At 37.6% G+C, this 20,921-nt stretch carries 23 protein-coding genes, 1 rRNA gene and 1 pseudogene; 4 read left to right on the forward strand and 21 right to left on the reverse strand.

Features of this window, described 5'->3' with window-relative positions; translation table 11 throughout:
* Positions 1 to 217: 217 nt before the first annotated feature.
* The 7 genes and pseudogenes from ACFQRG_RS11150 to ACFQRG_RS11180 all read right to left on the reverse strand — a co-directional run bounded on the left by ACFQRG_RS11150 (position 218) and on the right by ACFQRG_RS11180 (position 7,229).
* A complete protein-coding gene (locus tag ACFQRG_RS11150) occupies positions 218 to 439 on the reverse strand; it encodes a spore germination protein (RefSeq protein WP_380966015.1) in 222 nt (73 codons plus the stop codon).
* Positions 440 to 490: 51 nt separating this feature from the next.
* Positions 491 to 712 (reverse strand): spore germination protein, encoded by a 222-nt coding sequence (locus ACFQRG_RS11155; RefSeq protein WP_380966016.1) that lies wholly within the window; start codon positions 710 to 712, stop codon positions 491 to 493.
* 202 nt (positions 713 to 914) lie between these two features.
* Positions 915 to 1,998, reverse strand: a pseudogene (locus ACFQRG_RS11160) (GerAB/ArcD/ProY family transporter).
* 133 nt (positions 1,999 to 2,131) lie between these two features.
* Positions 2,132 to 3,238, reverse strand: a complete 1,107-nt coding sequence (locus tag ACFQRG_RS11165) for a GerAB/ArcD/ProY family transporter (protein ID WP_380966017.1) — start codon at positions 3,236 to 3,238, stop codon at positions 2,132 to 2,134.
* Between the two features lie 879 nt (positions 3,239 to 4,117).
* Positions 4,118 to 4,681 carry a recombinase family protein gene (locus ACFQRG_RS11170; RefSeq protein ID WP_380966018.1) on the reverse strand — a complete coding sequence of 188 codons (564 nt, stop codon included), beginning with the start codon at positions 4,679 to 4,681 and terminating at the stop codon, positions 4,118 to 4,120.
* 119 nt (positions 4,682 to 4,800) lie between these two features.
* A complete protein-coding gene (locus ACFQRG_RS11175) occupies positions 4,801 to 5,250 on the reverse strand; it encodes a CBO0543 family protein (RefSeq protein WP_380966020.1) in 450 nt (149 codons plus the stop codon).
* A gap of 449 nt (positions 5,251 to 5,699) precedes the next feature.
* Positions 5,700 to 7,229, reverse strand: coding sequence for a hypothetical protein (locus ACFQRG_RS11180; protein WP_380966021.1), 1,530 nt, complete (start codon positions 7,227 to 7,229; stop codon positions 5,700 to 5,702).
* A 405-nt stretch (positions 7,230 to 7,634) separates the two neighbouring features.
* Here ACFQRG_RS11180 and ACFQRG_RS11185 point away from each other — a divergent pair, with 405 nt between their 5' ends.
* Positions 7,635 to 7,790: a hypothetical protein gene (locus ACFQRG_RS11185; RefSeq protein WP_380966022.1), complete on the forward strand. Its 156-nt coding sequence runs from the start codon at positions 7,635 to 7,637 to the stop codon at positions 7,788 to 7,790.
* An 84-nt stretch (positions 7,791 to 7,874) separates the two neighbouring features.
* Here ACFQRG_RS11185 and groL read toward each other — a convergent pair whose 3' ends face one another.
* Positions 7,875 to 9,503, reverse strand: coding sequence for a chaperonin GroEL (gene groL / locus ACFQRG_RS11190; RefSeq protein WP_380966023.1), 1,629 nt, complete (start codon positions 9,501 to 9,503; stop codon positions 7,875 to 7,877).
* A 49-nt stretch (positions 9,504 to 9,552) separates the two neighbouring features.
* On the reverse strand, positions 9,553 to 9,837 hold the full coding sequence (groES, locus tag ACFQRG_RS11195; RefSeq protein ID WP_380966024.1) for a co-chaperone GroES: 285 nt from the start codon (positions 9,835 to 9,837) through the stop codon (positions 9,553 to 9,555).
* Between the two features lie 345 nt (positions 9,838 to 10,182).
* On the opposite strand from groES, the gene ACFQRG_RS11200 reads away from it, so the two are divergent.
* A complete protein-coding gene (locus ACFQRG_RS11200; protein WP_380966026.1) occupies positions 10,183 to 10,872 on the forward strand; it encodes a CPBP family intramembrane glutamic endopeptidase in 690 nt (229 codons plus the stop codon).
* Positions 10,873 to 11,061, forward strand: coding sequence for a DUF4305 domain-containing protein (locus ACFQRG_RS11205; protein WP_380966027.1), 189 nt, complete (start codon positions 10,873 to 10,875; stop codon positions 11,059 to 11,061). It abuts the gene before it with no gap.
* A 152-nt stretch (positions 11,062 to 11,213) separates the two neighbouring features.
* Here the strand turns inward: ACFQRG_RS11205 and map are convergent, their stop codons facing one another.
* The 6 genes from map to moaC form a co-directional block, all read right to left on the reverse strand.
* On the reverse strand, positions 11,214 to 11,975 hold the full coding sequence (gene map / locus ACFQRG_RS11210) for a type I methionyl aminopeptidase (RefSeq protein WP_380966029.1): 762 nt from the start codon (positions 11,973 to 11,975) through the stop codon (positions 11,214 to 11,216).
* Positions 11,976 to 12,107: 132 nt separating this feature from the next.
* A complete protein-coding gene (locus tag ACFQRG_RS11215) occupies positions 12,108 to 12,230 on the reverse strand; it encodes a hypothetical protein (protein WP_380966030.1) in 123 nt (40 codons plus the stop codon).
* Positions 12,231 to 12,264: 34 nt separating this feature from the next.
* Positions 12,265 to 13,002: a twin-arginine translocase subunit TatC gene (tatC, locus tag ACFQRG_RS11220; RefSeq protein WP_380966031.1), complete on the reverse strand. Its 738-nt coding sequence runs from the start codon at positions 13,000 to 13,002 to the stop codon at positions 12,265 to 12,267.
* On the reverse strand, positions 12,992 to 13,183 hold the full coding sequence (locus ACFQRG_RS11225; protein ID WP_380966032.1) for a twin-arginine translocase TatA/TatE family subunit: 192 nt from the start codon (positions 13,181 to 13,183) through the stop codon (positions 12,992 to 12,994). The genes tatC and ACFQRG_RS11225 overlap by 11 nt, the downstream gene beginning before the upstream one ends.
* 2 nt (positions 13,184 to 13,185) lie before the next feature.
* Positions 13,186 to 13,836 carry a redox-sensing transcriptional repressor Rex gene (locus ACFQRG_RS11230; RefSeq protein ID WP_380966034.1) on the reverse strand — a complete coding sequence of 217 codons (651 nt, stop codon included), beginning with the start codon at positions 13,834 to 13,836 and terminating at the stop codon, positions 13,186 to 13,188.
* A gap of 21 nt (positions 13,837 to 13,857) precedes the next feature.
* Positions 13,858 to 14,343, reverse strand: coding sequence for a cyclic pyranopterin monophosphate synthase MoaC (moaC, locus tag ACFQRG_RS11235; protein WP_380966036.1), 486 nt, complete (start codon positions 14,341 to 14,343; stop codon positions 13,858 to 13,860).
* A gap of 191 nt (positions 14,344 to 14,534) precedes the next feature.
* Between moaC and abc-f the strand changes: the two genes are divergently transcribed.
* On the forward strand, positions 14,535 to 16,493 hold the full coding sequence (gene abc-f, locus ACFQRG_RS11240; RefSeq protein ID WP_380966038.1) for a ribosomal protection-like ABC-F family protein: 1,959 nt from the start codon (positions 14,535 to 14,537) through the stop codon (positions 16,491 to 16,493).
* Positions 16,494 to 16,835: 342 nt separating this feature from the next.
* Here the strand turns inward: abc-f and tsaD are convergent, their stop codons facing one another.
* From tsaD to rrf, 6 genes are all read right to left on the reverse strand, one after another.
* On the reverse strand, positions 16,836 to 17,861 hold the full coding sequence (gene tsaD, locus ACFQRG_RS11245) for a tRNA (adenosine(37)-N6)-threonylcarbamoyltransferase complex transferase subunit TsaD (RefSeq protein ID WP_380966039.1): 1,026 nt from the start codon (positions 17,859 to 17,861) through the stop codon (positions 16,836 to 16,838).
* A complete protein-coding gene (rimI, locus tag ACFQRG_RS11250) occupies positions 17,858 to 18,310 on the reverse strand; it encodes a ribosomal protein S18-alanine N-acetyltransferase (RefSeq protein WP_380966040.1) in 453 nt (150 codons plus the stop codon). Before rimI ends, tsaD begins: the two co-directional genes overlap by 4 nt.
* Positions 18,307 to 19,011 carry a tRNA (adenosine(37)-N6)-threonylcarbamoyltransferase complex dimerization subunit type 1 TsaB gene (tsaB, locus tag ACFQRG_RS11255; protein WP_380966042.1) on the reverse strand — a complete coding sequence of 235 codons (705 nt, stop codon included), beginning with the start codon at positions 19,009 to 19,011 and terminating at the stop codon, positions 18,307 to 18,309. The genes rimI and tsaB overlap by 4 nt, the downstream gene beginning before the upstream one ends.
* Complete coding sequence (tsaE, locus tag ACFQRG_RS11260) at positions 18,992 to 19,459, reverse strand: tRNA (adenosine(37)-N6)-threonylcarbamoyltransferase complex ATPase subunit type 1 TsaE (RefSeq protein WP_380966043.1); 468 nt, start codon at positions 19,457 to 19,459, stop codon at positions 18,992 to 18,994. Before tsaE ends, tsaB begins: the two co-directional genes overlap by 20 nt.
* A gap of 5 nt (positions 19,460 to 19,464) precedes the next feature.
* Positions 19,465 to 20,454 carry a thiamine-phosphate kinase gene (gene thiL, locus ACFQRG_RS11265; protein ID WP_380966044.1) on the reverse strand — a complete coding sequence of 330 codons (990 nt, stop codon included), beginning with the start codon at positions 20,452 to 20,454 and terminating at the stop codon, positions 19,465 to 19,467.
* Between the two features lie 356 nt (positions 20,455 to 20,810).
* A 5S ribosomal RNA gene (gene rrf / locus ACFQRG_RS11270) occupies positions 20,811 to 20,921 on the reverse strand; the annotation flags it as partial.

Here is a 20,921-nt window from a genome sequence, read left to right on the forward strand (position 1 = left end):
TAAAAACGTTTGTATGGAGGTGATTCCATATGTCATTTTATTCACTTCGTCGAAATTATGTTTGGTGTAATCCAATTGGTATTTAATACAATCTTAAAACAACTGCTTGTTTCTTTCCAAATCATTACTGCCAATTAAATTAAAAAAAGGTTAACTCCATAAAAATGAAGTAACCTTTTTATAACAACTACATAATATATGGGTGTAAATGAAATGCCTATGTGGCTGCTAAGTCCGTATCATTTACATCCGGATCAACTGTATTTGTTGCACTGTTATAATTATTAATTACGTGAAAATCACCTGTTGGAAAAGATCCAGAACCACCCCAAATTTTTTCAGCCGTCTTTGGAGAAATGTAAAAAGCGTCTCCGTTATTAAAAACAGCACCCGATTCTTGTGCGGTAATTTTTATAGGACCTAAAATTATTGATGGCATATATTTTTTATCTCCCTTCCGTTTTTTATGATCGATTATCTTATAAATTTTCTAAGCGGATGCAATATTTGTATCATTTACATCCGGATCAATTGAATTTGTCTCACTAAAATCATTATTAATTACATGAAAATCCCCGGTACCGTTACCTCCTGAACCTTTAAATGTTTTAACGGTTGATTTCGGCTCTAAAGCCAAACTATCTCCTGAATTTATGACTCCACCTGACTGAAGTGCATTAATCTTTATCCCATTTAATAAGATTGACGGCATATTATTATCCTCCCTTTATATTGGCAGTTACAATATCCTATAAATATTTTGACTATATTGACTGTACTCTTGTAGATGCTTTTCCTTTTAATTTTTAGTTATATAATTCATCTTATAAGAAAAACGCAAAAACCGATTTTCCTTAAAAAAGAAGAATCGGTCTATTGCTTTTTGTTACAAAAGGTTAATAATAGAAAATGGATTATTTTTTATCAGGAACAAATTTATAACGGATTAAAGCAATAATAAAAAGGCAAGCTGGAAAAATATACTTGGGAAACATGCCAAAAATATGATCTGAATTGAAATTTTTAACCAGTGTCATAAGGTTAGGTGCAACCCAAACTTCTAAAAAGACTAATGAAAACCCAATAGGTAAAACCAAGTGACGGTAATCATTAAGTTTTAACCATTGGGAAGTTCCTAAAGTCAATACATAAATAAATAAAGTCATTTTAATAAACATACCAAGAATCCAAATGGCCATAACAACCGCTTCAACATGTGTTAAAAAGTCTGCAACACTTATATAACGGGCAACTATTATAAAAGGATAAAGAAACTTGTCTGTAAGATCTCCGAGTACAAAAAGAATAGTAAGGCTAACGGATGTCAATGTAAGTGTCGACATGAGGAGAGAGATTATAACAGATTTCTTTACTTTTTTTAAAAGGCAGCAAAAAGGTCAGAATAAAGTTATCCCCAAACCATGCTGATGCTACAATTCCCCCTTTTAACGGGGGAGTAAAGCCATTTTCCAAAATCGGAAATAAATTTAATATGTTGACTTCAGGTAAAATAAGTATAAGCATAAAAAGGAAAAGAACAATGATAACTGGCAAAAAAATTTGAGCACAACGACCTATGGCTTCAATGCCACTCAAAACAGCAAAAGAGCATACAATAACCAAACTACCTATAATAATAATTTCAGGGGTTTTAGGGAAGAAGTTATCAGCTAAAAATTCACTGTATTCCCCTAAATTAAAGAGGGATACATAAAAGATATAAAATAGGCAAATGAAACCAAGTGTTTTTCCAACCAATGTTCCAAAGAGGTCCGTACTATATTCAATTAAAGTTTTTTTAGGATAACTCTTATTTAAATAGAAGTATATGTATATAAAAACAAAAAAAACAAACGAAGCGAAAATATAAGAAATCCAAAGGTCCTGTTTAGCATATTTATAAGCGGCACCAGGCAAGGAAATAACTCCTGTTGCTGTTTGAAGCTCAAACAAGAGAATCCCTAATTGCAGTGGTGAAATCTTTCCTTTTTCAAGCATATCATCTCGTCCGTTGTAAATCCCTGTGCTTTTTCCATAAAAGGAACCTTTAATAAGAAAAATATCTTGCAATCGGTCTTATTCGTCAGTTAGGGTTTATTAGATATTATTGTCATGAATAATCCTATCCTTGCTAACTTGTACTTGGCATTTTAGTTTTTGCACGCCTTTGAATTGTTCCAACACCTAATAAAAACAATGGGTAAACAGCTAAGGTAATATATGCCCACGGTATGACGGCTGTAGAGAAAAAAAGTACCAGATCCTGAAAATTAGGTACAACCCAAATACTGAATAACGTTGATAAAAACCCTAAAGGAAAAACTATCGGACGATAATCGGATAAATTCAACCACTGAGCAGTACCCAGGACAAGTACATATAGCCAAACTGACAATTGAATAAAGTTTCCTCCTATCCAGATAGCCAAGATTATGGCATCCAAATGTTGAAGGAAATCTGCAATGCTAATGTACTTTCCAACGGTATATATCGGAAAGTTAAATTTTGCTGTCAAATCCCCTAAAACAAAAAGACCTATCAGGTTAGAGATGACCATTGTTAACATTAAAGTTAATACAGGAACCATTCCTCCCCTTAAGACTTTTTTTCGGCGATTCAAAAGTGGAAATAAAAATGAGATATAAAAAAACTCAATAAACCAAATATGTGGAGATATCGATCCCTTAATAGCTGGCATTAACCCACTCTCCAAAATTGGTAACATATTATACGGGTTTAAATCCGGTAACACTAAAATAATCATCACAAAAGAAAAAAGAATAATCATTGGAAGGAAAATTTGTGTACATCTTGCTATGACTTCGATTCCGCCTCGCACGGCAAAGATACAAACCAGTATCATAAATCCCATTACAACACCTATTGGGGTTTTATATAAGTAGGCCGCGGTAACAAATTCTCCATATTCCCTTGCAATAGTGCCATAGGTATGTAAAAGAAAGAATAGAAAAGGAAAACTGAGAATCTTGCCCAATGTACGACCAAGAATTTTTTCGCTGGCTTCAATAATTGATTCCTCCGGGAAAAGTTTATATAACTTCCATGCAATCCATACGGCAAGAATGCCGCTTAAGGAACTAAAGACTGGTGATAACCACATATCACGCCCAGCTTTTTGTGCTGTTATAGAAGGTACGATAAGAATAGCTGTTGCCCCGATCATTAAATACGTCATCATGCCCATCTGGAGCACAGAAATCTTTCCTTTTTCGAGCACAATGATCACCCTTCTCTAATTATTTGCTAAAAAAGATACTAAAATTTATAGGAGAGAAATCCTTTTAAAAAGTTATTAAGAGTATTTGTTACATCGGGAATTTTATGTGTTTGAGAGTTTTTCAGAAAATGTGGAGAACAAATGCAGGGAAAGTATGATCAACATTTTTATGCTCCTTTATTTTTTAATTAAAAGATGATCAACCAAGGATATTTAGCGACCGATTTTATGAACTTTCATAATATAGGAATGTTGACTGCCTGCACCTCAATATGTTATTAAATGGTTTTGTACCGGACTGACATTCTTACACCTGATGTTAGTTCGGATTTTTTAATTCGAACGTTTTAATCGCCAAGCTAATAAAATAAAGTATGGCTTAATATTAAGCCATCCCACTAATAACTCTCATTTAAAGGTTACTCAGAAAATTGAGCAGTCTTTTGCAAATTGTTATGGTTTATTTCCCCATTTAACTTTTGTTATAAAAGTGCAAGCCATTATTTTAAAGGTACATATAATTAATGTAATAACCGTATTTAGGGTTTTGAAAATCAACTCCTTATGGCTAAACCCTTAACACTTGTCACTTGTCTTTTCTACGGTTGTTAAGCTAATGGGAGGGGCTCATTAAAGTTTTCTTCCTAAGCGACGCGCGTGTCTCCCTTCTTTTATAAAAGTTCGAAAAAAAGTCCCCTAGATACTTAATGACGAGTATTTAGGGGACTTTTGCTTTGGCCACGGGAGGTAACCGTATCCATTAAGTACTTTACCGAGGAGTGAACCTCATTGATGTTGTAACAAACATTACGTATTTAATTTATCCTTTATTGAATTAAATTATAAGTTTCTGGAAGTACCTGATATAGATAAAAATAATTAATGCTTCCGAGAATAATCCGACTTCTGTTTAGCTCTAATAAGGGTACTTCTAGAAATCCCTGTCATGCCTTCAACTTCTTTATAAGAATATGTTTCTAATAATTTTAAAGCGTATTCTATTTGTTTATTTAAAGAATTATTGGAGCTAGATTCTCTAAATACTTCATGCTGTTCGGCAAATTCCTTACTTTCCTGATTGTGTTCTATAATTATATCCTTTTCAAATTCAGCAAAAGCACTCATGATATTAAATATAAGACGTCCTTTTGGTGTATTCTCCACTATTCCTATGTTTAGGATATGTACTGTGATATTTTTATCAAATAGTGACTTAATTATTTGGATAGCGTCATCAGCTGACTTAGCAAACCTGTCTAGCTTTGTAACGATCAATGTGTCTTCTTCTTTTAGTATGGACAGTAATTCTTTAAAGCGTGGTTTATCTTCTTTTGGCCCTAAGGTATTATCAGAATATATTTTTTCACAGCCATGTTCTTCTAGTGCATACATTTGGAATGTTAAATTTTGATGAACGCCGCTCCTAGCATATCCGTATCTCATGTGAAAACCTCTTTAATCGCTTTATTTCAGGACTGTTTTAATGTATTGATGTTACAATAGTAGTAATTGGCTGTCAAAAGTTTTAGGGTTTATCTCTCTTATCGTAAGCTAAAAAGAAGTCAGATTATATCATGATGCTTTAACAATTTGTAATAAAGATATGTTAACCAGTATGGAATTAGATAAGAAACAAATGTCCAAAATATATTCCATCCGTTATGGTAAACTACTTTTCCTAATATTAAACATATTAGTTCAAGGAAAGTAGTGAATATCGTTAAAATAAAAATCCATAGATATGGATTAGATTTTTTGGTTTGGATTAAATGAATCATAAGACTTGAAAGGACAGGATAAATACCTAGATTAAGTGGAATAGCAGAAGCTGTTTCATCCTTCAATATCGGAACCAAATCCCAAAATTCAAAGTAATACCCCCACTGATTTACGGTAAAGGCAACGACAGACATGAAAGGAGCAATTGTTAAAATTACTTTAGGGTTTTTTAAATAAAGCCAAATTCCAAAAATCCACGGTAATACAAACCCAATTAAGAAACTTTGGATCATATTTTACTCCTTTCATTTAAATTTTCATCTTATATTGTTCATTTATTGTCCCCATTTCAGGGTTTATTTTTACATAAATTACGTTTACATAATCCTTTTTAAATCATAAGGGAGTAAGAGCTTAAACCAAAAAGAACTTATTCTCTAAAATAAAGGAGAATAGGTTTGTTATGTTCTTATAGAAAGACCAGAGAATAAGTTAACGGTTACTTTTATTAATACCATTCATATAATAAATTGTTCCTGTCCTCTTGCTCCGGTTACTCCCGTTCCGGTAGTTTGAGGATTTGAAAAGGCTGCTCTTATGCGATAGCATTGGGGCAGCTTTTTTCAATTTATTGGTGGTAACCAATTTTTGTTTTGTTACATAAAAAATCCATCTGTTAAATAAGTAAACAGGCAATTGAAGTGTTTTTGTTGTTCTAGTTTTTTCGATTCATTAAAAAAACTTACGGTAATTGTCCTATGATATACCAATCGCTACCATTAGACTCGACTTCCAGAAAACTGTTTGAACTTGATAAAATTACGGCTGATGATCCATCAATTGTGTCACCTGGTTGTGCACTAACTGTAATTGTTCCAGAAGATATATTTTTAATTTTTATTTCACGGCCAATTCTTTCTGCGGACCGAGGCAATGTAATTATAATGCCAGGAATTGTACATAAAACGAAAGTCTCTAAACTTAGAGTGGCATTTGCTGTTGCTGTCAGAAAATGTTCTTCAACTTGTATAAGGATGACAGAACCAGTGAGAGTACCTCCTGATGTTATCCCTGGAGTCAATGATCTAACCATAACGCTGCCTTTATCCGTAACAAATGTTGGAATAGTACCAGTAACAGGATCCGGATTGCCAGTCATATCGGCAATATTTTGACATCCTCTAATATCAAGGAGGCAATTTCCATTTAATGTGATTGTTCCTTCAATATGCCCGCCTACAAGCTCGAGGAACGTTTGAACGTTTCCAGCTGCATTATCATTATTATTAATTGTGAGACTACTAAAAATAGCAGTATGGGTATAGGCATGAACAGGACCACTATTAATGGTAATATTATTGATTGTTGTAACAAATAGAAAAAGATTATTAGCTGTGTTTGGATTATTTCCTCCACTAAATGTAAGGTTGGCAACACGGCAATTATTAATGAAAAAGTTAATGTTAGTACCAGCACTAGTATCAATAGTCAATGGTTGTTGAAATCTTAAATTATCAAAGTTTGAACCAAAATTGTTAGTTAGCCCCATACTCCCAATATAAGTAATGGGAAAATTAATAATTGTATTCGTTCGATCGACACCACGCATACTTACAAAATCTTTCCATGCTAATGGGCTATCGTTGTAGGTACCAGGAGCAAGAATAAGTTCATATTGATTCGTTGCACTGTTATCTGTAATAGTGCTAAGTGCATGAGAAATAGTTTGAAAAGGATTTGTGACACCTCCATCCCCTGTAATGTCGCTACCATTAACAGGATCAAGAAAACGTTCGTATCGATAAATGAAGCCACCCCCTGCTGGTCCGGTTGCCCCAGTCAATCCCGTTGCTCCGGTGACGCCTGTTGCTCCAGTAGCACCTGTTGCTCCAGCAGTGCCTGTTGCCCCAGTAGGTCCTGTTGCTCCAGCGGCACCTGTTGCTCCAGTAGTGCCTGTTGCTCCGGTAGCACCTGTTACTCCGGTGGCTCCTATTGCTCCAGTAGTGCCTGTTGCTCCGGTAGCACCAGTTACTCCGGTGGCTCCTATTGCTCCAGTAGCGCCTGTTGCTCCCGTGGCTCCTGTTACTCCAGCGGCACCTGTTGCTCCGGTTGGTCCTGTTGCTCCAGTAGTGCCTGTTGCTCCCGTGGCACCTGTTGCTCCGGTACCCGAAAGTACTTTTACTTTTATTTTTTTGTTTACTTTAACCTTTTTTATTTCTGAGCATCGACATTTTTTATGTCCACATTTTCCACACTTTTCTTCCCTTTCCATTAATTATCCCCCTATAATTAAAGACTTTAATATCAACGTATGTTATTTTTTTTCTTCTGTATAGGGGAAAAGGTAAGGCCCAGTTTACATAATTCATCTTAGGGGAACTATCCAAAATTAAAAAACGAAAAAAGTCATATTCACTTAAATTTGGCAATATGGACTAATTTTCACGTTAGGCAATAATTCAAAACTGAAGCTAAAATCAAAAACAAAAATCTCTTTTTTCTCGCTATTGCTTTGATTTTCTACATAATTGAATTTACATAAACTATATACCTGCAAACGTATCTTAAGTTTTTTCCTCTTTTCTCCATTTTGTACACCTCATCACGAACACTTGTTTGACTTTCCAGTGATAAACGAACGTATCTTCGTATATAATAACTTTTAGAGGTGATAAACGTGAATAAACTTTCTCCGGGATCAAATTTGAGATGGGAGTTAAGCAGAATTGGTCATACAGATGACGAGACAACAACACAAGTTTATCTGCATATCACTAAAGATAGAAAAAAAGAGGCATCTCAAAAGTTTGGAGAACTCATGAGAAACCTCTAATTTTTATGTCATGGCACCAAAATGGCACCAAAACGGACAGCTTCAACCCTCAAGCCCCTTGAAATAAGGAGTTTTTGAGTGATATTACATCATGCCGCCCATTCCGCCCATGCCAGCCATGTCTGGTGCGCCGCCGGCATTTTCTTCAGGCTTGTCAGCTACAACAGCTTCTGTAGTTAGGAACATAGCAGAAACAGATGCAGCATTTTGAAGCGCGGAGCGAGTTACTTTAGTTGGGTCAACGATACCAGCTTCGATCATGTTCACCCATTCGCCTTTAGCAGCGTCGTAACCCACGCCAACTTCTTCATTTTTAAGTTTTTCAACGATAACAGAACCTTCAAGGCCTGCGTTTTTCGCAATTTGACGGATTGGTTCTTCAAGAGCGCGGAGAACGATGTTAACGCCAGTTGCTTCGTCGCCGTCAGCACTTACGCCTTCAACAGCTTTAAGAACGTTAACAAGTGCAGTACCGCCGCCGGATACGATGCCTTCTTCAACTGCAGCGCGAGTTGAGTTAAGCGCATCTTCAATGCGAAGTTTGCGTTCTTTTAATTCAGTTTCAGTAGCCGCGCCTACTTTGATAACAGCTACGCCGCCAGCAAGTTTAGCCAAGCGTTCTTGTAATTTTTCTTTATCGAACTCAGAAGTTGTTTCTTCAAGTTGTGCTCTGATTTGGTTAACGCGAGCAGCGATTTTCTCAGATTCGCCGGCACCGTCAACGATTGTTGTATTTTCTTTTGTAACAACAACTTTAGAAGCAGTACCAAGTTGAGCAATGCTTGCAGATTTAAGATCTAAGCCAAGATCTTCAGTGATCACTTCACCGCCAGTAAGTGTAGCGATATCTTCAAGCATAGCTTTACGGCGATCGCCGAATCCAGGAGCTTTAACAGCTACAGCATTGAATGTGCCGCGAAGTTTGTTCACAACAAGTGTTGCAAGTGCTTCGCCTTCAACATCTTCAGCGATAATTAAGATTGGTTTGCCTTGTTGAACAACTTGTTCAAGAACAGGAAGAACTTCTTGGATATTAGAGATCTTCTTGTCTGTAATTAAGATGTATGGGTTGTCAAGAACAGCTTCCATTTTATCTGAATCAGTAACCATATAAGGTGATGCATAACCGCGATCGAATTGCATACCTTCAACAACTTCTAATTCAGTTGAGAAACCTTTGGACTCTTCAACAGTGATAACGCCGTCGTTGCCAACGCGTTCCATAGCTTCAGCGATAAGTTGACCTACTTCGTCGTCAGCAGCAGAAATAGCGGCAACTTGAGCAATGGATTCTTTGCTTTCAATTGGCTTAGAAATATTTTTAAGTTCTTCAACAGCAGCTTTAGTCGCTTTTTCGATACCGCGGCGGATAACCATTGGATTAGCGCCGGAAGTCACGTTCTTAAGACCTTCAGTGATCATTGCTTGAGCAAGAACTGTTGCTGTAGTTGTACCGTCACCAGCAACATCGTTCGTTTTGCTCGCAACTTCAGAAACAAGCTGAGCGCCCATGTTTTCAAATTTATCTTCAAGTTCGATTTCTTTAGCAATTGTTACACCATCATTAGTGATAAGCGGGGAACCGAACTTTTTCTCTAAAACAACGTTACGGCCTTTTGGTCCAAGCGTAACTTTTACTGCGTTAGCTAATGCATCTACACCGCGAAGCATAGCGCGGCGAGCGTCTTCACTAAACATAATTTCTTTTGCCATGAGTCTTTGCCCTCCTTAAAATATGTAACAGACTTTTATTTTAGTTAAATTATTCAACAACAGCCAGGATATCGTCTTGACGAAGAATAAGATATTCCTTACCGTCATATTTCACTTCTGTACCTGCATATTTTGAGAAGATCACGTGATCGCCTTCAGAAACTTCAAGAGCTACACGTTCACCGCTGTCAGTGACACGGCCAGTACCTGCCGCAACAACACGACCTTCTTGAGGCTTTTCTTTTGCAGAATCAGGCAAAACGATACCGCTTGCAGTTTTCTCTTCTTTTTCAACTGTTTCGATAACAATACGGTCACCTAAAGGCTTTAACAATGGAAATACCCTCCTTAAAAGACATGATCTTTATTGTTAGCACTCTCTTGAGATGAGTGCTAATCCAGTTAATATAATAATCAATTTACTTCTATTTTGCAAGTGTTTAAAAAAAATTTATTGAAAAATAATTAAGCTGCTTTGCGGCAAGAGAGATTAGGGGAATATCTCAATATTTAGTGCATGTAAATTTGTTATTTAAATAAAATGAAATAGAAGAGTAAGCTATGTTATTCTAGAGGTTGAAGGTTTGCAGTTGGGTGAAGCTTAGTTAGCTTTAATGGCTGCTCTTTATTCAACCTCTTACCTCTAACATCCAATTTCTAAACCGGAGGAGCTTTAACATTGCCTAAACGTTATTGGTGGATTCTTATTACATATATTCTTTGCCAACTGTCCGGAATTCTAGCCGTCATTACGCCGATTTTACATATTGTCCCTGTATCACAGCGTGCCGGTGTATGGACTATTATATCCTTTTCGATTACTTTAATTGTTTTCCTGCTTTTATTAAAGCCTGAATGGTCGAAAATACATGAACCGCATCAAGCATCGCTGGCTGATTCCGCACTTTGGGCTTTCGGGGGAATCTTTCTCGTATTTGTTGCTCAGATTGTCGCCGGATTAATTGAACAGCATATTTTCGGCGAGAGTTCTGAATCGAAAAATACAGATCAAATCATGGATATGGCCAAAATGTCGCCGTATGTCATTCTTGTCATTAGTATAATCGGTCCTATACTTGAAGAAACGGTCTTTAGAAAAGTCATTTTTGGATCAATTTATAAAAAAACCAATTTCTTTATTGCCGGCTTAATCAGTTCTTTAATTTTTGCCTTTGCCCATATGGATAAGCATATTCTCGTCTATACTCTTGTTGGCTTTGTCCTTTGTTATTTATACAAAAAAAGCGGCCGGATTATTGTATCCATGTTTGCCCACGCAGCTATGAATTCATTAGTTGTTTTACTTACTTTTTCTGGTATCCAAAATATTAAACAACAATTTATACATTTTATTGGAGGCTTTATGTAAATGGCTAACGGAAACCGGCTGACATGGGGGGTCGTCTATCTTTTATTTGGAGCCGCTTTTACCTTCTTTGCTGTATATGAAGGCAGAGAAACAATGTGGAATGCGACAACCATTCTATTATCAGCCCTGGCAGCGTTTGATATTCAAAATGCATTATTTCATTTCCTTCGAATGATACGAAAAAGGTAAAGAAAACTTGCCGATTGGCAAGCCTTAAAAGGCGCAGACAGAGGCTTAGTTGCGCTTATACTTTTTACCTAAAATTTGCCTCTACATCGAATCTCATCTGTGCTGCAATTTTTACTTTCTAAAAGTGTAAAATTAAAAAGCATCCTCAGATATTATTGAGGATGCTTTTCTAATGTTGTTAAAATGATTGGACCATCTTTCGTAATAGCAATGGTATGCTCATATTGTGCGGATAAAGAGCCATCAGCTGTACGGGCCGTCCAACCGTTATTATCAAGTTTTGACCGCCAATCGCCTGTATTGATCATCGGCTCAATGGTGATCACCATACCTTCTTTCAAACGAAGCCCTTTACCTTTTAAACCGTAATGAGGGACTTGCGGTTCTTCATGCAAGGTTGGTCCAATACCATGTCCTACAAAATCTCTGACAACACTATAGCCTTTAGGCTCGACAAAAGTTTGAATAGCGTGGCCGATATCCCCTATACGGTTTCCGATAACTGCCTGCTTAATGCCTTCATAAAGGGATGCTTCAGTCACTTCTAACAAATCCTGAGCTTGTTTTGAAACTTCCCCTACAGCGTAAGACCAGGCTGAATCAGCTAAAGCGCCGTTAAGATTAACAACCATATCAATTGTGACAATATCTCCATTTTTCAATGGCGTATCTGTTGGAAAGCCATGGCAAATTTCATCATTGACTGAGGCGCATGTCGCAAATTGATAGCCATTATAGCCTTTTTGCTCAGGCGTTGCGCCATGTTCTGCCAAATACCCTTCAACAAATTCATCAATCTCGTTAGTTGTAACCCCCGGTTTAATCAGTTTCTTAATTTCTTGATGGGTCCTTGCCAGGAGCTCCCCAGCTTCTTTCATTTTAGCTATTTCATTCATTGATTTAAGTTGTATCATCATCATCCCGCCCTTAAAAAATGTTCCTTATACACTATGCATACTTCATATTCACGATACAGTTACTCTTTATACTATCCAAATTTACGGCATAGAAGCAATTAACCCATCAATATCTTAACAAAAAAGAAGCTAAAAAGATAATGACATGTTATTTACTCTTATGAAAACTTGACCGGTGCCAAGCCGTAAAAGTCCTGGATCATTAAAATGCGCCGCAGCATATTCAAAGGCGCAGCCCGCTTTCTTTAACATCAAATGCATATTCCTATAAAAAACGACTGAGCCGTTACATATCCTGGCTCAGCCTTTTTACAGATTGTCTGTATGCAAATTTAGAAATAACTATACTAATCTCATATAAAATAATTAATGGCACAGTCACCATTAAATGTGACATTAACTCCGGCGGTGTAATAATTCCCGCGATCACAAGCAATACAAAATACGCATATTTCCGAATTTTTGTTAAAAACTGAGGTGTAATAATCCCTAACCTGGTTAAAAACATGACGAGCATTGGCATTTCAAATAAAAAACCAAAAGGTAAAGTTAATTGCAGTAAAAACGAAAAATATTCATTAATGCCAATCTCATTTTGTATATGCAATGCTTTACTTAAATTACCCATGAATCCTACGACAAATGGAAACAGTATATAGTACGAAAAGGCGATCCCTATAAGAAATAGAATTAGCGTTACAGGAATATAGGATAATGTGACTTTACGCTCATGCTCGTATAATCCGGGGCTTACAAACGCCCATAGTTGATACATAATAAGAGGCGATACAAGAACAATCCCGATAATGAAAGCAAATTCCATGTAGACATTTAATGGATCAGTGACGCGAAAAGCATTCATAGCAATATCTTGGGCTTGTTCGGAATGTTGCAAATATATAATCACTGGTTTAGCCACTAACATGCCTATGATAAATGTGACAAAAAAGCCAAAAACAACAATCATTAACCGCTTTCTTAGTTCATTTAAGTGATCTACTACACTCATTCGCTTATTTGACATTGCTAACATCCTGCTTTTTATTCTTTTCGTCCTCATCATCTTCCGCTAAACCATTTGTAGCTTTTTTAAACTCCCTGAGCGTTTGTCCTGCTGCCTTGCCTAATTGGGGGAGCTTTTTTGGACCAAAAATAACTAAGGCGACAATAGCGATTAAGATAATGCTGCCTGGTCCTAAGCCCATTGTTATTCACCTCCCTTGTCTATAGGTTCCATTGGATAATTTTTCAATAAGTATACCATAGACTGCAATTCAACAGAAAGATCAATATGATGAATAAGTATGTTGTCCGGTAAAGATAATCTTACCGGTGTAAAATTGAGTATACCACTTATTCCGGTTAATACAAGCCTGTCAGCGACTAACTGCGCCGCACTGGCCGGCACGGTCAGTATGGCGGCTGGAATATTGTTATTATCACCGCCCGCCAAATCATCAAGATGATAAATCGGTGTATCTGCTATTTTCTTGCCAATCTTTGATTCATCAATATCATAAGCCCTGATGATCCTTGTATTATTATTTTTATGAAAGTTGTATTTTAATAATGCCGTCCCTAAGTTACCTACACCTATCAGAATCACTTCAGTCACTTCATCTTGATTTAGGAGCCCTCTTAAAAAGTTTATGAGATGATCGACATCATAACCATAGCCTTTTTTTCCTAATGCACCTAAGTAAGATAAATCCCTTCTGATCGTAGCGGAGTCTATTTGAACCGACTGACTAAATTCCGAAGATGAAATCCGGTTTTTCCCCAATGAATGTAAATGCTGTAATGTACGGTAATATAATGGCAAACGTTTTGCCGTTGCCTGCGGTATTCTTTCTATCATTTATGCACGCCCTCCCGAGAATCACTCTTGTTCTTCTCTCAGATAATCTCCGCTTTTTCCTCCTGTTTTTTTGTTTAAATAAGTCGGACCAATAACCATGCCTTTATCCAACGCTTTACACATATCATAAACTGTTAATGCGGCGGCAGAAGCAGCAGTTAATGCCTCCATTTCAACGCCTGTCGGTCCTTTGGTTTTTACAAATGCCGTAATATGTAAACGGTATGGCGAAGTTTCCCATCTAAAAGTAATATCCACACCGGAAAGTGCCAATGGGTGACACATCGGTATAATCTGTGACGTATTTTTCGCTGCCATAATACCTGCCACTTGAGCAACCGACAGAACATCACCTTTTTTGACTGTTTGGTTAACGATGGCTTTATATATTTCTTCATTAACCTCAACACTTGTGCTTGCTTGAGCGGTACGGACTGTAGATTCCTTATCAGAAACATCAACCATTTTTGCCCGCCCTTGGTCATTAATATGAGTTAAACGATTCATGTTAACCTCCATTGGCAGATTTATTTATATCACTGCATGGGATTATGCTAATTAAATCAGTTTTGCCTTGATCCCCTTAGCTTTAAGCAATAGCTGTATTCATAAAAGAACTGTAACAATATTAAGTTGCTTGTCCTTTCTATTATAAGCTACACTATATAGTGTGTGTTCAAATTTTGAGGTGAAAAATCATGATTCTACTACAAACCAATAAGATTAGTAAATCATATGCTGCTGATCTTATTTTATCTAATATTAGTATAGAAGTGCAATCACAAGAACGCGTTGCCTTAGTTGGCAGAAACGGTTCGGGAAAATCAACTTTATTAAAAATTATTGCTGGTGAACTTTCTCCTGATTCAGGAGATATCATTCTCGGAAAAGATACTGCTGTCGGTTATTTGGCCCAGCATACAAGCCTAGAGTCCGATCGGTCCATCTATGATGAAATGCTGTCGGTTTTCCAGCCGTTAGTGAAGATGGAAAAAGACTTAAGAATGATGGAAGAAAAAATGGCCCAGCCCGAACTGTTTTCCGATGAGCAAAGTTATCAAAAGCTTCTAAAAGACTATGATTCTCTTCAAAACATTTATAAAGAGAAAGGCGGATACTCTTATCAGGCAGATATCCGCAGCGTCTTAAATGGTTTGAATTTTGGCGGCTTTGATGAAAATACGCCGATTACAAATTTATCCGGGGGGCAAAAAACGCGGCTGGCTTTAGGTAAATTGCTGTTAATTAAGCCAGACTTGCTCATTCTTGACGAACCGACTAACCACTTGGATATCAGTACACTCACATGGCTTGAAAATTACCTTCAGCATTATCCGGGGGCCATTCTTATTGTCTCACACGATAGATACTTTCTTGATAAAGTGGTTACGAAGGTTTACGAACTTTCTCAAACAAAAGCACAAAGGTATGTTGGCAACTACACCCAATACCTTGAGAAAAAGGCACAGGAATATGAGAGCAACTTGAAAGCTTATGAAAGGCAGCAAAAGGAAATTGCTAAACTGGAGTCATTTATTCAAAAAAATATAGCCCGCTCCTCAACGACAAAACGTGCGCAAAGCAGGCGTAAACAACTTGAGAAAATTGATAGGATTGAAAAGCCGGCAGACGGAGAAAAATCGGCCAAGTTTTCCTTTGAAATAAAAAAACAGAGCGGCCATGATGTTCTATCAGTTAATCAATTAACAGTTGGTTATAATCCTTCAGAGCCGATTATGAAGAACCTTGGATTCTCAATGACCAGAGGTGAAAGTGTCGCGCTTGTTGGCGAAAATGGTGTTGGCAAGTCAACACTTTTAAAAGCTGTATCCAATGGCAGCACGCGTTTGTCAGGAGAAGTTCATACGGGAAGCAATGTAACAATTGGATACTACGATCAAGAACAAGCTCAGCTAACATCCAACAAAACAGTCCTGGATGAGCTTTGGGATGACTTTCCTTTAACACCTGAAAAAGATATTCGAACTGTCCTTGGAAATTTCCTTTTTTCCGGTGATGACGTCCTTAAAATCGTATCCCAATTGAGCGGCGGTGAAAAGGCAAGGGTCGCATTAGCCAAGCTGATGATGCAAAAAGATAATCTTCTGATCCTTGACGAACCAACCAACCACCTTGATTTAGATAGCAAAGAAGTGTTGGAATCCGCTCTAATAGATTATCCAGGCACCATTCTGTTTGTCTCCCATGACAGATATTTTATCAATCGTATCGCTACCAGGGTAATCGAATTAACAAAAGACGGCCTCACTAATTATCTTGGAGATTATGATTATTATGTAGATAAGAAAGCAGAACAAGAGGAAATCTCCTCCCTTGAGAACAACTTATCCAAATCTCCCAAAGCTGAAGCCGACAAAACAATCAATGAAGGCAAAGAACAGTATGAGAAAGAGAAAGAACGCAAAAGAAAAGAAAGACAATTAGAACGGTCAATAAGCAAAATGGAAGAAGAAATTAATCAATTAGAAGAAATGATAGCAGAAGAAGAGCAAGCCTTATTGGATCCGGAAATATACAATGATATAGATAAGGCAAATGAGACTAACCAAAGGATCAGCAACTATAAAGAAAAACTCGACCATTTAGTTGAGGAATGGGAACAACTTCAAATTGCTTACGAATCAGCCGCTGAATAGGCGGCTGATTTTCTTTATACAATCCAAGCTGAAAAACCCGTTTTTATTTCAGTAAGATCTTCACTTTATCAGTTCAGGACTTTTGATCTAAGCTTACATCATAAATGTACATAATACACTAAGTTTTTAATTAACAACAAGGTTATCCACGTATCCCGGCTATTTTTCCACAAAATAGCGACTTATCAACACAGTTATCAACACCATGCACACATTTTATCCACAAACATGCAAAATTCATTAATTAAATTGAATTTTTCCACAAAAACCTGTGGATGAATTGTGGATAATTAAAGGGTCAGACCCTGTGACAAGCTTTTGTCACAGGATTTGACCCCTAATCTAAAAGTCCTCTATATTTAGTCCCGGTTTCCCGTTAAGAGCCATATCAGCCCGTTGGCCCTTTAAGTAGCCGATTGTCCCGGCAGCCGCAATCATTGCCGCGTTATCTGTACATAATGATAATGGCGGAATTGATAACGGGATCCCTTCTTTTTTACACTCCGATTCGATCCGTTCACGCAATCCTTGATTAGCAGCAACACCGCCGGCCACAAGTATCTGTTTAACGTTGTAGTTCTTTGCTGCTTTAATTGTTTTTGTGACTAAAACATCAACAACGCTTTCGCGGAAACTGGCCGCTATATCAGCTTTATTCAGTTCCTCGCCCCTCTGCTCAGCGTTATGAACTTTATTAATCACAGCGGATTTTAAGCCGCTGAAACTAAAATCATAAGAATCCGGCTCAAGCCACGCACGAGGGAAATCTATCGAAGGTTCTCCAACATTTGCTAACTTATCAATTTCCGGTCCTCCGGGATAAGGTAAGCCGATTGTCCGCGCTACCTTGTCAAAAGCTTCTCCTGCCGCATCATCCCTTGTTTGGCCGATCACCTCATATGAGCCGTGCTCTTTCATATAAATAAGCTCAGTATGCCCCCCTGAGACAATCAGAGCTATCAATGGAAACTGCATATCCCCTGATAAGCGGTTAGCATAAATATGGCCTGTGATATGATGAACCGGCACTAATGGCAGGTCATGAGCAAAGGAAAGAGCCTTAGCCCCGTTGACACCGATTAATAAAGCACCTACCAGCCCCGGCCCTTGTGTTACGGCAATCGCATCAAGGTCTGCCCAATCAACCTTCGCATCCTCCATAGCCTTCTCGCATACAAGCGTAAATTGTTCTACGTGATGCCTTGAAGCAACCTCAGGCACTACGCCGCCAAACCGCTTATGGCTTTTAATTTGCGAGGCAACGACATTAGAAAGAATCCTTTTTCCATCTTTTACGACCGCAGCTGCTGTTTCATCACAACTTGTTTCGATGCCAAGCACAGTTGTTTGTTGATCAAATTTACTCATAAGTTCACCCACATTACCAATGCATCTTCATGATTATCTGTATAGTAGCTCTTTCTAATACCGCCGTCTTGAAAGCCTAATTTCCGATAAAGTTTTTTTGCCACTTGGTTAGATACCCTGACTTCCAAGCTCATTTTCTTTGCCTTGCGCATGGACGCATAGAGCATTGCCTTTTTCAATAAGGTCTCACCAATCTTATTCCCTCTATAATCCGGCATGACTGCAATATTTGTAATATGCGCCTCATCAATAATCACCCAAACACCGCAATAACCAATAATTTGATCCTCATCTTCAGCTATAAGATAAGTTGCAAACCGGTTATTTAATAATTCATTTTCAAATGCTTCTTTTTTCCAAGGGTTAGTGAAACAACACTCTTCTACTTGAAGCACTTGATCAACATCCTCTAATGTCATCACCCTAAAAGAAATTGAATGAACAATCATGTACAAGACCTCTTTTGATTGGCAATCCATTTAGCTTCTGCTTCAGCCAATTGAAGATATTGCGGGACAAATTGATGAACATTTGAAACGGCTGGGCGATCAATGCTTAATCGGGCGATTTCTGAAGCCCTTGGATTATTCATTGTCGTTTCCGGTAAAACAGCCAAAGTTCCGCAAACATTTTTGATAGTTTGCCGGTGTTTTTCTAAATCATTTCCTAAAAATAATAAAGGTTTTTCGTATTTAACCAAATGTTTAAGCCATTTATCTAATAAAGTCAGCCTATCATCTTCAACCCTTTTTACATTGCCCTTTCTGTTTTCATAAATGCCTGTATAGACTTGTCCCCGGCGCGCATCAAAAAAGGGAATGATATACCCGTCAAAATAACGGCCGTTTTGAGCAAGAACTTCTAAACTTGATATACCGACTAAATCTTTATTTAATGTCCAGGCCAGAGTCTTTGCTATTGTCACACCAATTCTTACGCCGGTATAAGAGCCGGGTCCCATGGCTACGGCTATCCTGTCTAAATCCTTTGGTTTCAGATCGACATCCTTTAAAAGCTGTTCGATAGCAGGCATAAGACGGATGGAATGATTCTTTTTGACATTTGTAATCAATTCGCCTAATACGCTTCCTTCGTCGTTCACCGCTACTCCCATAACAAGATTGGATGAATCAATGGCGAGTATTTTCATCGTGCATTAACTCCTTACATATCTGTTCAAAACGATCACCAAGCGGGAATAGCGACACCTTGCGTTTCTTTTCACCTAATTGCTCAATTTCTACTTTTAACAAATGATCCGGAAGCCATGAAGCTATATTATCTGCCCATTCAACGACTGTGATACCGTCACCGTCTAAATACTCATCAAAGCCTAAATCTTCTTCATCGCTGATCCGGTAAACATCCATATGATAAAGGGGCATTTTGCCGCCATCATACTCTTTAATAATTGTAAAAGTTGGGCTGTTAATAACTTCCTTAATACCTAAGGCTTTAGCAATCCCTTTAGTGAATGTTGTCTTACCTGCCCCTAAATCACCTGATAAAGTTAAAACATCGCCAGGGGATAGATGTTCCGCTAATTTTTCTGCAAATTTTATCGTTTCCTCTGGTGAATTACAAATCCATTGAAACATCAATACTACTCCTCATTCGAATTAAAATGGTTATATCCGCTTTTTTTTAGAAGTGTCTTATTATCTTCATCTATAAGATAAACCTCAGCACACCCTTCTGTCACGATACCAATTTTCGTCAGGTTAATATGGTGCTGCTGAAAAATTTCTATCAATTCCTCGCTGTTTTCCTCAGGAGCGGTAATCAACAATTGATAATCTTCTCCCCCGCTTAGCATAAACTGCTTTCGATCAGAAGGTTCTAAAAACATAAGCGGCTTGCTTACAGGCAGGCTTTGATAATTAATCGTTATTGTCACACCGCTTGCCTCTGCAATTTCATTAGCTTCGCTCGCTAACCCATCACTAATATCGTTTACTGCATAACGGCACGGAATTTTTCCTAACAACCTCGCAGCTTCTACTTGCGGCATTGGTTTCTGGTGACTTTCAATTAATTGGCGCCTTGCATATTGATCTTTTATATCAATTTCTTTTTGTAATAGCGCAAGCCCCGCAGCACTTTCGCCAAGATAACCAGTTATAAACACCTGATCTCCAGGCTTTGCACTGCTTCTTAAATAATGCCTTCTTTTGTCAGTGTGTCCAACGGCTGTAATGGTGACGACTAGTCCATTTTTGGTTGACGTTGTATCACCGCCGATAAGATCCATTTGATATAATGCACTAAGGTCTTCCATCCCTCTGTACATTTCCTTAATGTCGCCTGACCATTCTGCCGGCATTGCAAGAGATACTAGGTAATAATCAGGATAACCGCCCATTGCTGCAATATCGCTAATATTAGCAGCAAGTGCTTTCCAGCCTATATGGTACGGCGTCATTGTTGCTTTTGTGAAATGAACGCCCTCTACCATTGTATCCATGCAAACGATTTGTTCAAAGTTATTTTCTGTACTATAAATAGCCGCATCATCGCCAATACCTTTAATAAGTTCTTGATGACGCTGTTCTTTGGGTTCAATAGATTTTATTAAGCTAAATTCATCTAACACAATTTACACCCTTAATTTTTCGACTTATTTAAGGCTTCCTTAAACATTTCAATATAACACAAATATCATCTATATTTAAGGATGTCCCTATCATCTTACCATTAATCCCCGGCTTATGACATTAATCGCGTGGAATAGCCCAAGATAAAGATTAAACAGGTGACTGACTAATATCTCTATACAAGCTAATATCACCGTAAAATTACTTAAAATAAGATTAAAAGATTGATGCAGATCTGCGTCTTGAAAATTGATGTCTATTGTAATAATAGCACTTTGTTTTCTTTATTATAAGTTTTTTATATAAAGAAAAAGAGATAGACCCATGATATAAGGGCTATCTCTTAAATAAATATGCCTGGCAGCGTCCTACTCTCACAGGGGGAAGCCCCCAATTACCATCGGCGCTGAAGAGCTTAACGACCGTGTTCGGGATGGGAACGGGTGTGACCTCTTCGCCATTGCCG

Origin of the sequence: Scopulibacillus cellulosilyticus (genome assembly GCF_042665295.1) — a bacterium.
In the GTDB taxonomy this organism is placed as follows: Bacteria; Bacillota; Bacilli; order Bacillales; family Sporolactobacillaceae; genus Scopulibacillus_A; species Scopulibacillus_A cellulosilyticus.